Here is an 11,879-nt window from a genome sequence, read left to right on the forward strand (position 1 = left end):
AAGTTGTAAGAATACATAGGTCTTATCTACTATAAAAAGGAGGAAAACGACACACCATGCAAGCTTCTGTTTATGATAAATTCGGCTCTAAAATACTGACTTTCGCCGAGATTGCGTTAATGATATCCTGCCTGCCCATCTTTTTAGTATTCACACTCTTCCATCTCTTCACATGGAAATCATTTATGATCACAGGCATCATGATCCCCATTTTGTCCGGCCTGCTGTATTTGGTTTATAAAAAGACTTACCAGTCCCAAAAAGGAAAGTACTATATTACCGCCACGTCTTTTGTGTTGGCCTTAATTTTCTTGGGATTTGTTCCTACAGGTGAAATCTGGGGCGCCATTCCCTTGTATATCGTCCTTTCCTTGATTTATTTAGATAGCAAAGTAATTATTATTGCCACCTCATACGCCTTAGCGGTAAATACGATCTTCATCTTTTTTAACCCTTCCTATCAAGGAAAAGAAATATTGGACTACATCGTCATATACATCCTTATTTTTATGATTGGGATTGTTGCCTATTCGATCACCATGCTTGGTAAAAGGGTAGTAATGGACGTTAAGAAAAATGAACAAAAGGTAACAGACCTTCTTTCTGAAATAAAAATCTCCATAGAGAAGGTTGAACAATTTGGAAAAATCCTATTTGAAAATGTTACTCATACAATGGAAATTTCCAAAGAGATTTCTGCCGGTTATCTAGAAACGGCAAAAGGAATCGAACTGCAGGCAGCCGGCATCGTGGATATTAATGAAAAGATTTCCGGAACGAATGACTATATTACCGGTGTTTCGGAACGTTCCAAGGGGTTGAAGGACCTTTCCATCTCGACCTCCAGTGTCACCAACCAAGGAAATGAAATGATTCAAGGCTTGCAGACTGAGCTTCAGAGTGTAGTTGAAATACAGGAGGAAACTGTTGATTTGATGTCAGCGCTCGAGGATAGGACGCAAAGCATCAGTACGATTTTAAAAGCCATCGAAGGGATTGCCAGCCAAACCAATTTGCTCGCATTGAATGCATCGATTGAAGCAGCCAGGGCAGGTGAATATGGAAAAAGCTTTGCCGTCGTGGCCGACGAAATTAGGAAGCTCGCCACAGGTGCCGGATCCTCCGCGAAGGATATCGCAAGCATATTGAAGGATATTGAAAACCAGACAAAAGCCGTATCCTCACAGATTAAAAAAGGAAATGAAGCTATCGAACACAGCCAAAAGACAGCCGAAACTTCCAAAGATATATTCTACAAGATCACGGAAAATATGAATGGCGTTTCAGCAAAAGCTGGAGAAATACAAGAAATGCTGCTTGATATCGATACAAACGCCCAGTCCATCGGCCAAGAAATCGGCACTATCTCCCATGTCACAGAAGAATCCAGTGCCTCCATTGAAGAAATGAGCGCTGCACTCCAGCTCCAGACGGACCGGATTGAAGCCATCAGTTCAAGTTTTATTGATTTGGAGAAGATGATTGTCAGCCTTAATGAATTGACTCAGGCAAGTGGAAACGCTGCAGTCACTGAAACAACCAGTATCGAATAGATACTGGTTGTTTTGTATGAAGACCCAGAGAGGATCAAGTTGTGTATACCTTCCCGGAATCCCTGTTCTTACAAATATCATATATATGACTCCAGGGTCTCATCCTTTCAAAGACGCTGCTGGCTGCCAATACATCTGTATCCGCATATCGGCGGCCTATGATTTGCATCCCGATCGGAAGATTTTCTTTTGATAAACCTGCCGGGATGGAGGCAGAAGGGTGGCCGGTGAAGTTCGTAAAGTAAGTTAGACACCAGCCAATCAATGGGTCGACTTCCACTCCATTGATGTGAGCCGGACCCTTTGTATTTCCGTCAGTTGCGTTATCAACAGGCAGGGCTGCTACAGTCGGAGTGATAATTAAATCATATTGATTCAGGATATTTTGGATAGCGTCGTATATTTCTGTGCGCATGTGCTGATCCCGGTTGATATCGAGGACATTCATCTTATAGCCTTTTTCAACCCACTCCCTGTACTCCGGAGGCAGATCATCGCTATGATCGTTCAGGATATCAATGCCCTGCGCCTTGAATCCTTCCAGGGAATCGATATTGATCGGTGTAATTAATCGGCACCATAAATCGCTTAATTCACGCTGATCCCGGTTAATGCCGAACTTCACTTCTTCTACATGGGCACCAGCTTGTTCAAATACCTGTACCGCATTTTTTACGGTTTCCGCAATCTGATGATCCACCGGGAAGATATCAAAATCAGGGCTATAAGCAATTCTCATGCCTTTGACAGACTTCCTCAATGCGGATAAATAGTTTACGTTATCATCCAGACTAAAAGGATCTCTTGGATCATACCCCGCAAGTACCGTTAACCCAATGGCTGCGTCTTCCACATTCCTTGTTAAGGTTCCTTCAAATAGGAATGGATTGATGCCGCCGAACGCGTTTGGTCTCGCAATGGAGGGAACACGCCCGAAGGATGCCTTGTACCCGTATAAGCCGCACCATGCCGCAGGTATACGGATGGAGCCGCCTCCATCCGTGCCTTCTGCAATCGGGAGCAGCCCATCAGCCACCGCTGCCGCACTTCCACCGGATGAGCCGCCGGTATTTTTTGCTAGATTAAAAGGATTGCGTGACGGACCAAATAAATAATTATCACATGTACCGCGGAAGCCCATGACAGGGCTGTTTGTCTTTCCTATGAGGATTGCCCCGCTATTTTCCATACGTTCTGCATAAGGGCAGTAGAAATCAGCGATATACTCTTTTAATGCCCGAATGCCGCCAAAAGTAGAGGGCCAGCCTGGTTTAAAATCGAACAGATCCTTGATCGCTGATGGAATTCCATGCATGATTCCAAGCTCCACTCCAGACATGAGCTCCTCTTCCGCTTTCTTCGCCCTTTCTCTTGCCCCTTCGAAGTCCACATGAACAAAGGCATTTAAACTTTTATTTCTTGCTTCAATTCTACTAATAACCGCTTCTATTACATCTACAGGAGATAGTTCTTTACGCAATATCTTAGATGATAGCTCTGCAACCGACATATAAGACAATTGATCCGAAAGTGACATTTTCTTTCCTCCTTTTCAAATGAAAGCGTTACCATTTAATTATACACCGTTATTTCCATTAGTCGTCAAATTATAGAAGGATGAAAATTAAAAGTGAGACTTTTTTTGTAACAGATTTCATCATTATCCTCTCTTTTGTTGTCGTTATTTAACGAAAGGATTTCATATGAATACGAAAAATATTCAAATAAAATGATAGAAAGTGGTACTAATTTTTAGGAGGCAAAAAAATGAAAAAGTCGAAAAAAGGGCTGGGGATCGTGGCAAGCAGCCTTCTCGCATTAAGTCTGGCCGCAATCCCTGTGAACACTATGGATACAGCATATGCAAATGCAGAAGCAAAAAAATATCTGATTGCCTACAATCAATCCTCTCTTCCTTCTGGCTATCAAACTGCCATAAAAAATGCAGGCGGCACTGTTCTTTCTGCCATGCCTGAAATCGGCGGTGTAGAGGTCAGTTCTTCTGATCCTGCTTTTCTGGACAAGCTGGGAAAAAACTCGAATGTATCCGCCGTGAATGTAGAGAAAACCTACAAGCTGGATAATGTGGATCCGGCAGGAGCAGACGGGCAGAGAGTCGATGTTACACCGGACGAGGATGGAACTTACTGGAGCCAGCAATGGGATATGCAAAAACTGACCCATAACAAGGATTCCTACAAGATAGAAACAGGCGGAGCCAAGGTGAACGGAAACGTTAACCATAAAGCTGTTGTGGGTATCATCGATTCAGGAATTGATGCCGATCATCCTGACCTGAAAGCAAACTTTGCCGGCGGCAGAAATTATGTGCCAGCAGGCGGATATTATGGGAACGTTCCTTCGGAAACGGGCGGCGAGTCCAATGTCAAAGATACAAACGGACATGGAACCCATGTCGCAGGATCCATTGCGGGGAACGGCAAAATTAAAGGGGTTGGGCCAAATCTTGGAGTAAGGGCATATCGTATTTTCGATGCAAGCGGAAGTGCCCCTACTGCTCCGATTGTGGATGCGATCGTGGATGCAGCCAATGACAAAGTGGATGTTATTAATATGTCAATCGGCGGTTTTGACAATCTGAAGTACTATTTTGACGGAACTCGTTATACTGACATCGCGGACGTACTGCTTTGGAAGCGTGCCGTGAATTATGCCGTAAAGCATAATGTAACCGTTGTTGCATCAGCAGGAAACGAATCCCTTAATTATGGTGATAAAAAGTCCTTAACCGATTATATGAATGAAGCGTATGCTGTACCTGGATTGGTGTACAAAGGTGTTGCCATTGAAACTCCGGGAGGTACACCAGGAGTCATTACCGTTTCTTCCTCTAATAAGTGGTCAACAGATGGATTGGCCTTCTATTCAAACTATGGTAATAGCTTTATCGATGTTTCTGCTCCTGGCGGAGATAACGGTCCTTTATATGATTCCCTGTATCGCAATGATCCTGCAGGAAATTATTTAAACAAGCGTGACTTCACTTATCGTACACTCTCTACTTGGCCAACCTATCTAGATAGATATGCAACCATGGTCGATAATAAGGGATATGCCTATCTCCACGGAACATCCATGGCCTCACCGAAGGTTGCCGGTATTGCCGGTGTAATCAAAGCCCAGCATCCTGAGTATTCCCCTTCCCAGGTAAAGGCTGCTATTAAGCAAACAGCCTTAGACTACGGTAAAAAAGGACAAGATGCATTATTCGGTTTTGGGGATGCAAATGCTTATACTGCATTATCAAAAAAATAGGATTGTTTAGGCCCTTAAAGACAATAGCCTAGCTAAAAATGAGACGCATTAATACACCTCCGAGTAACCCGGAGGTGTTTTGAGTTGAGAAAAAATGTATGAGAAATAGATAAAATGGTTCCCTGAAGATCTTACGATGAACTGGCAGCCAGTGAAACAACCAGTATCTAGTAAGATACTGGTTGTTTTCATTGTATGATGGTTTTGCTTAATGTTGGTGTGGCTTTAAACTATTTCCATTTACCGGCTGGCCGGTTTCCTCATCAAGGAATATCTTTTTATGGCTTGGTCCCTTTTTAAAGTCAAACATGTTTTCCATGCTGCCTGCTTTTTTATCAAGAGAGTCCCCGCCTATACGACCTAATTTCCAGTTGTCCTCAATGAACTTAAGGATGGAGGTTTGATCGGTTAGGGAGTGATCCACATAATTTGTTTTGGCATAAGGAGAAACAACCAGAAGCGGCAGTCTTGGACCATAACCCGCTTTGCCTGATTCTTCGGTTTGACCGTTATCAGGTGAGTAAACATGATCGTACCATCCATCTGAATCATCGTAAGCAATGACGACAGCCGTATCCTTCCACTCAGACGTTTTTTGCAGGTGGTTAATGGTATTGACGATAAAGTGCTGCTCATCAAGCGGATCTGAATAGCCTGCATGTCCATCCTGGTACATAGGGGCTTTTAGATAGCTTACACTAGGCATATTTCCGGAATCAACCGCCTTCCAGAAATCCTTCATATCATATTGGTGGTTCGCTTGATCTGTCCTGCCGATCATTTTGGTTGAGCTTGGTGCTTTATGATCTGGATTAGCAGTAGATTTATAATATTCAAATGGCTGGTGGTGCGGACTGTAGTCTGTAACCTCTGCCCCGCCTACATTTTTATGCTTGGCATTGGGATCGGCGAATCCTCCCTGGAACCATCCCCAGGTAACTTCCTTTGCGTTAAGCAGGTCGCCGACATTTTTATTCGCGTCATCCATTTTGGCGGTCGCGCCTGTTGAAGCCTTATCAAAATAAGGATTTGGATCTCCGGTTAGTGTCCTGTTTTCGTATTCATTCAGGATATCATTCGTCACTTTTTGTCCGTTCTTGTCAAATAAATCTGCCCCATGGGTTTCGCCTGATATAAGGTTGATTGCCCCTGGAGTTGAAGGTCCGTAAACGGTATTAAAGGAATTGTCGCTCATAGCAAAGTTTTGGGCATAATTCCAAAGGGCCGTAACGGTATTTCCATCATAATAATCCATGACCAGGCTGGATCCTTTTCCAGTGCCAGTGACAAAGTTGTCCATTTTTCCTTTATTAGCAGCTGCAATTTCATCATGGTAGTTATGATCCATATCAGCTGTCATGGCCTGTGAACGATCCAGGCGGACAGGATTTGCGGTGTTTGGGTTATTCGTAATAAGGTTTGTTTTAGAAATGTCCGGCTGGGTATGATTGTAATCCTTTGGTGTTAACAAATTATTTACTTCAGGAGTATTAGCCTTTGCTTTAAACTGAGGCTCGCCTTTAATATTTAGAGCATAAGGATACGTACCAAAGTAATGGTCAAATGATACATTCTCACCAAATATCACGACAACATGCTTAATCGGGGTTTTGGTTTCTTTCTGGACCTTATCTTTTGCATGTACAGCTGGTGATACAGAAAGCAACGTGGCCAGTGCGGCAGCACTCAACACATTGATGGCTTTAACTAAGTTCCTTTTCTTCAAAAATACCGCCTCCTATTAATCTATTACGCTTATAACCCTACGCCTCCATTGTTAAGAACTTATGAACTCAGTGTTACGAAATAGTAAATTCTTCAGAAGGATAGCATACTGCATGCTTTTCAATTGTATGTTTACCTCTCTTTTAACGACCCCCTCCCTTTTATGAGTTGGAAAATCCTCCAAACATTGTAATTTACCCGATGTGCTGATTTTAAAAACTTTTTTTACTGATATGCGCACAAAAAAGACCTGAATCGTATTTAGCTGCTCAATTATTTAAATGTTTACTAAAAGGGATAAATATTCCACTTTTATTTATCTGCTTCATCTCTCCATATAAAAGTACATCTTTACATTGGATTATACTTTTTACAAAGAACAATGAAGGAATTAAAAACGAGAAAAAAATTGACGACCATTTTTAAAAGATATATCATATATCATAAGATGTAAGAAAACCTCACATGAGGTTGGGGGTGTATATCTATGAAAAAAGTTGAATCGATTATAAGACCTGAAAGGCTGACTGAAACGATTAAGAGGTTGAAAAATATAGGAGTTACAGGCTTTACCGTATCGCAGGTAGTCGGGAGAGGGAAACAAAAGGACACACATGGAGTCTACCGCGGCAAAAATTATAATGTCACTCTTCACCCAAAGGTAAAATTGGAGATTGTTCTTTCAGATTACATGGTGGAACGTACCATCAAGGCCATTGTTGAATCTGCCCAGACCGGAGAGGATGGCGACGGTAAGATTTACGTTTATCCAATTATCGAAGCCTATAACATACGAACAGGAAAAGAAGACTTTGATATTGATGAACTAGTAGATAAGGAGGGATAACGTTCATGGAACTGATGTATATCAATACCGTATGGGTTGTGCTGGCTGCGGCAATGGTGCTATTTATGGAAGGCGGATTCAGCTTACTGGAAGCTGGTTTGGTCCGTACTAAAAATGCTGTAAATGTTACCATGAAAATATTCGTGGATTTAACGGTTGGAGCCTTGGCTTTTTGGTTAATCGGTTTTGGTATAATGTACGGAAAAGATACCTTTGGATTGATTGGCACATCATTATTTGGCAGTCCGGAAAAGATACACCTTTCCATTGAATTGCCCAGCGCAGCTTTTGTATTGTTTCAAATGGGGTTTGCAGTAGCTTGTATCTCCATTGTGTCGGGTGCGGTTGCCGAGCGTATGAGCTTTAAAGCCTATGTGTTAACAGCAGCCATGATCTGCATCATCATTTATCCACTTTCAGGCCATTGGATCTGGAACAGCCATGGGTGGCTGGCGAAATTAGGAATGAAGGATTTTGCAGGTTCGGCGGCTATCCATGCGGTAGGAGGCTTTGCTGCTTTTTCAATGGCAAAATGGCTAGGACCGAGAAAAGGAAGATTTAATTCAGATGGAAGTGCCAATGTATTCGCACCAAGCAATATTCCTTTAGCATCTGCAGGTGCGTTTATTTTATGGTTTGGCTGGTTTGCTTTTAATGCAGGAAGTACCTTAGATGCTTCCAATAAACTCCTTGCCCCTATTGCCATCAATACGATGCTTGCTGGTGCAGCTGGCGGTTCTGCGGCCTTGTTTATGACCCTTAAAAAATTTGGTAAAGCTGACCCGAGCATGACGATTAATGGGGTGTTGGCTGGATTGGTGGCCATAACGGCAGGCTGTGCGTACGTCTCAGAATGGAGTGCAATCCTGATAGGCGCTATAAGCGGTCTGATTGTGATTTATGCCACGTTGCTCGTGGACTATTTAAGGGTGGATGACCCAGTGGGCGCAGTGGCTGTCCACGGCTTCAATGGAGTGTTCGGGACACTTGCAGTTGGATTGTTTGATACGTCTCATGGATTATTAACAACCGGTGAGTTTTCTCTTATTAAAGTACAGATATTGGGTGCAGCAGTAGTCGTGGTTTGGGGAGTAATAGGCGGTTCGTTTATGGCAAAGGTATGCGAAAAGACCGTTGGTTTCCGAGTAAGCGAAAGTGAAGAAGATGAAGGCTTGGATATGTCCTACCACGGAATTCCAGCCTATAATGAATTAGAGCGTTTCACGGACCTTCCTGTTAATTTGTATAATTTTGAAGAAACAACCGGGATATCGATCGCTCCCACTAATAAAGAACGACTGGTAAAATAGTTAATAAAGCAGGTGGAGAAAAGGCTGTTTTCTCCACCTGCTTTTTTTGTTCGATCGAATTCTTCATACCGATGCTGATAAATAGAGGGAAAAATTCCGCTTAATTTATTTTTTTGTGAAAAAACATATTAATAAAGGGAGAAATTCCCTCTATCCACTCGAAAAAATCCAAAATCAAAGATTTTACGCTGCATAAGGGGAAAATCTCCCCTTATATCATCCCAAACCAGCTCCATTTCTGGAGTTAAGGGGAAAATCTCCCTTTATAGAACTGTTGCTGGCCGCCCGGCTAAGGGCGAGCCCTCCATTAAAAGATTGTTTATCATCCCCTTATCGCGGCCCACGCCCTGAACAGAAAGAGACCATTCAGCAAGCCAGTTTACCTGACTTGCTTGACAGCCCCTGGTGAGCCCAGCCTTAACAGCTTGGTGCCTGCTTTTTATCTTGAATGCTCTTTCTTCCCGGTTTGTTTTATTTTCAACCCATATAGCAACGCTTGCACGTTGATCTTCATTATTCAATCTCCCGAGTACTAGTTCCATCAATCGGGCTTATTATCATACACACTCGGCATTCTCACTGGAATGATCGAAATCATGGCAAAGAGGACTGCACTAATTACAGCCGGAAAGTGTTACCCTCTTTTATTTATGAGCATATAATACAAACAACAATTTCAACACTGCTCTATACGCAAATTCCCGTCATAAAGGAGATTTTTCAATGATTTTAACGTTAGAAATGGCAAAAAAGTTAATAAAAGGCGCAGAAAGGAGAGCAAGGGAGCTCGGTATTTCAGAAGTGATCGCCATTGTTGATGAAGGCGGGAATTTAATCGCCTGCCACCGCATGAATGATGCCTGGATCTCCAGTATTTCCCTTGCTCAAAAAAAGGCCTGGACTTCAGTTGCCTTGAAAATGCCCACTTCCTATTTAGCGGGAATGGCTCGTCCAAATGCTGAATTGTATGGCATAAACACCACTGATGACCGCATTGTCATTTTTGGTGGCGGAATCCCGCTAGTAATGGATGGCCATATTGTGGGTGCCGTCGGAGCCAGCGGCAGCACTGTTGAACATGATATGGAGGTTGCAGCGGCTGCTGTTCAAGTTTTTGACAGCTTGTATGGGCATGGTTATTCCCATGGACCCAGGGAATAGTGTTTTGTCGGCTGGAAATCACTCCTTATAACAGCTATCCGCACACAAAACGGTAGATAAATAATTAAATGAATGTTCATTTTAATTTTTAGGGAGGCCTGAATTGTCTTTAATAAAATTTGTGGATGCATTACCGATTCTCCCTGTCTTAAAAGCAAAAAGCACACGTTATGGAATCCAGCCCTATAAGGTATCGATGAAGCAGGTTAATCTGAAGCTGCTTTGTGTTAATCCCTATATTAATTAATTTAGATACTTTTTACAGTCAATGTGAAGATGTAATAGAAAAAATATAATAAGTTAAAGGTTTTCTAGATTAATAATTGTAGTGGATCCCAGAAAAAACAGGCAGATTATTTAGATTGGTTGTCCACACCACCCTCCTAGGAATTTTTTTATTAGGAATAGGAAATCATATCCGCCAGCTGCAAGAGACAACAGACAGCCGATGCCCGGTTCTCAATCTGTTGAAGGCTGCTAATATTGATGTTTAAAACGAATTGGAAAAAGCAAGAACAATAATTAAATAGAACGGTTAAAGGCTTGCAGAAAACCTGGTATAAACCATTTGACCATTTGGCCCAATATTAAAGGCTGTCACTTGTGGTGACAGCCTGCTTACTTCGATTATTAAGCGTTTTTAAAGAATAAAGCGGTTATTTCATAAGACAGCTTGGTAAAACTAAGTTCGGTATAGAACCGGACCTGATTTAATTTTGCTTTTATTTGTTTCGTATTGTAGTAATCTATATATACTTTCCTAGACCGATATCTTCTTCCATTGGTGCACAGTATAGGTGCGTTTCTAAGTTCTTAAAGGTTTCATTTGCCGTCTTAATTTGTTTCTCTAATAAGTCAACTCCCCATAATTCCCGCACCTTTCCCACTCATATAAAGTAAGGAATGTCCGCTGCCACAACCAATATCCAGAACTTTATTGTTTGCTAATTCATCAAATAGTCTTAATTCATCTTCCGTTTGGGCAAACGGTCCATAACAAGTTAAAGCATCCTTTCCAGTAAAATGATGTGCTACAATATCCCAGCTTTTCTTATTATCATTTACAGAATGTGTTAGTGTGTTTTCTTCAATCGTATCTCGTGTTTTGGGTTATCCAACCATCGGTGTAGGATTTAAACCGTACATGTATGGAGGATATGGTTTCCATCATCATCACCATTACCCATCCTGCATCCATGGTACCATTAGGGGTACGGCTGGGAAATCAGGACTGGACAAAAAAATTTAACGCCGAAAAATTTTCTGGAGTTTTAATTTTGGCAAAAGGCTGAATCAAAGCAATTCAGCCTTTTGCTGCTTATTGGAAAAAATTCAGAGGCTGACTTTTGGCAATTAGTAGTCCTAAGCAACTACCCAAAATCGTAAAATAATGAGAAAATACTACCTTTTACTCGGTTAGTTCCAATTTTGTCGCTTTCATAGTGAATTTTCCCGTTTTCCCTCATAAAGGGACAATAATAAAGGCATAAGTAAAATAAGGGTGCAAGAAAAAAATGAAAAAAATTACTTCAATTAAATAAGACTATGGTGAAAGTCTACAGAAAAGCAGAAGATTCATACGGAAATATTCGTATTGAAACCTATTTAAGATAAACAAAAATATTCCTAAGGGATCCATCTTACCAAGGTAAGGGCGGTTCAGATGAAAATTTAGAATAGTATAAACGCCAATTCAGTAACACAAAAGGGAATTGGCAATTTAGTCATATCCTATTAAAAACTTTTTATTTAAAATACTTAAACTAAGATTCAATTCTTTCTTCCACCAGCTGTAAAACGATTGGTATTTCGGTCATTGATCCCACGTTTGCGTTCACTCGTTTTCAAATATAATCCCAAAAGGTAAGCTCTTTCTCTCCATTATTGCTTCTAACACGAACCTTAAAATCAAGAAGAACCTCGTAAAAGTTTATAGACTCATCCATCTCGGATACGATAATACCAAAATGTTCAACTCTTTTTATTATCCTGATACCCATATCCACT

The 11,879-nt window shown here is 41.5% G+C and carries 10 protein-coding genes; 6 read left to right on the top strand and 4 right to left on the bottom strand.

Annotation, left to right across the window (positions count from 1 at the left end; genetic code table 11):
• Nucleotides 1-56: 56 nt before the first annotated feature.
• Complete coding sequence (locus H539_RS0100910; RefSeq protein WP_026691948.1) at nt 57-1,553, top strand: methyl-accepting chemotaxis protein; 1,497 nt, start codon at nt 57-59, stop codon at nt 1,551-1,553.
• Nucleotides 1,554-1,587: 34 nt separating this feature from the next.
• On the opposite strand, the gene H539_RS0100915 is transcribed toward H539_RS0100910, so the two are convergent.
• On the bottom strand, nt 1,588-3,090 hold the full coding sequence (locus tag H539_RS0100915) for an amidase (protein ID WP_026691949.1): 1,503 nt from the start codon (nt 3,088-3,090) through the stop codon (nt 1,588-1,590).
• 230 nt (nt 3,091-3,320) lie between these two features.
• Between H539_RS0100915 and H539_RS0100920 the strand changes: the two genes are divergently transcribed.
• Nucleotides 3,321-4,829, top strand: a complete 1,509-nt coding sequence (locus tag H539_RS0100920) for a S8 family serine peptidase (RefSeq protein WP_026691950.1) — start codon at nt 3,321-3,323, stop codon at nt 4,827-4,829.
• A 208-nt stretch (nt 4,830-5,037) separates the two neighbouring features.
• Here H539_RS0100920 and H539_RS27455 read toward each other — a convergent pair whose 3' ends face one another.
• Complete coding sequence (locus tag H539_RS27455; protein ID WP_035321704.1) at nt 5,038-6,555, bottom strand: phospholipase C; 1,518 nt, start codon at nt 6,553-6,555, stop codon at nt 5,038-5,040.
• A 486-nt stretch (nt 6,556-7,041) separates the two neighbouring features.
• On the opposite strand from H539_RS27455, the gene H539_RS0100930 reads away from it, so the two are divergent.
• Both H539_RS0100930 and H539_RS0100935 read left to right on the top strand, forming a co-directional pair.
• Nucleotides 7,042-7,401 carry a P-II family nitrogen regulator gene (locus tag H539_RS0100930; protein ID WP_026691951.1) on the top strand — a complete coding sequence of 120 codons (360 nt, stop codon included), beginning with the start codon at nt 7,042-7,044 and terminating at the stop codon, nt 7,399-7,401.
• 5 nt (nt 7,402-7,406) lie between these two features.
• Complete coding sequence (locus H539_RS0100935; RefSeq protein ID WP_026691952.1) at nt 7,407-8,711, top strand: ammonium transporter; 1,305 nt, start codon at nt 7,407-7,409, stop codon at nt 8,709-8,711.
• Between the two features lie 263 nt (nt 8,712-8,974).
• Here H539_RS0100935 and H539_RS0100940 read toward each other — a convergent pair whose 3' ends face one another.
• Nucleotides 8,975-9,232 (bottom strand): hypothetical protein, encoded by a 258-nt coding sequence (locus tag H539_RS0100940; RefSeq protein ID WP_026691953.1) that lies wholly within the window; start codon nt 9,230-9,232, stop codon nt 8,975-8,977.
• Between the two features lie 202 nt (nt 9,233-9,434).
• Here H539_RS0100940 and H539_RS27460 point away from each other — a divergent pair, with 202 nt between their 5' ends.
• Both H539_RS27460 and H539_RS31240 read left to right on the top strand, forming a co-directional pair.
• Nucleotides 9,435-9,872, top strand: coding sequence for a GlcG/HbpS family heme-binding protein (locus H539_RS27460; RefSeq protein ID WP_035321706.1), 438 nt, complete (start codon nt 9,435-9,437; stop codon nt 9,870-9,872).
• Between the two features lie 103 nt (nt 9,873-9,975).
• A complete protein-coding gene (locus H539_RS31240; RefSeq protein WP_155889908.1) occupies nt 9,976-10,119 on the top strand; it encodes a hypothetical protein in 144 nt (47 codons plus the stop codon).
• Between the two features lie 1,597 nt (nt 10,120-11,716).
• On the opposite strand, the gene H539_RS33335 is transcribed toward H539_RS31240, so the two are convergent.
• A complete protein-coding gene (locus H539_RS33335) occupies nt 11,717-11,872 on the bottom strand; it encodes a VOC family protein (protein WP_162144671.1) in 156 nt (51 codons plus the stop codon).
• Between the last annotated feature and the right edge of the window lie 7 nt (nt 11,873-11,879).

The organism is Peribacillus kribbensis DSM 17871, assembly GCF_000430765.1.
GTDB classification, from domain to species: Bacteria; Bacillota; Bacilli; order Bacillales; family DSM-1321; genus Paraperibacillus; species Paraperibacillus kribbensis.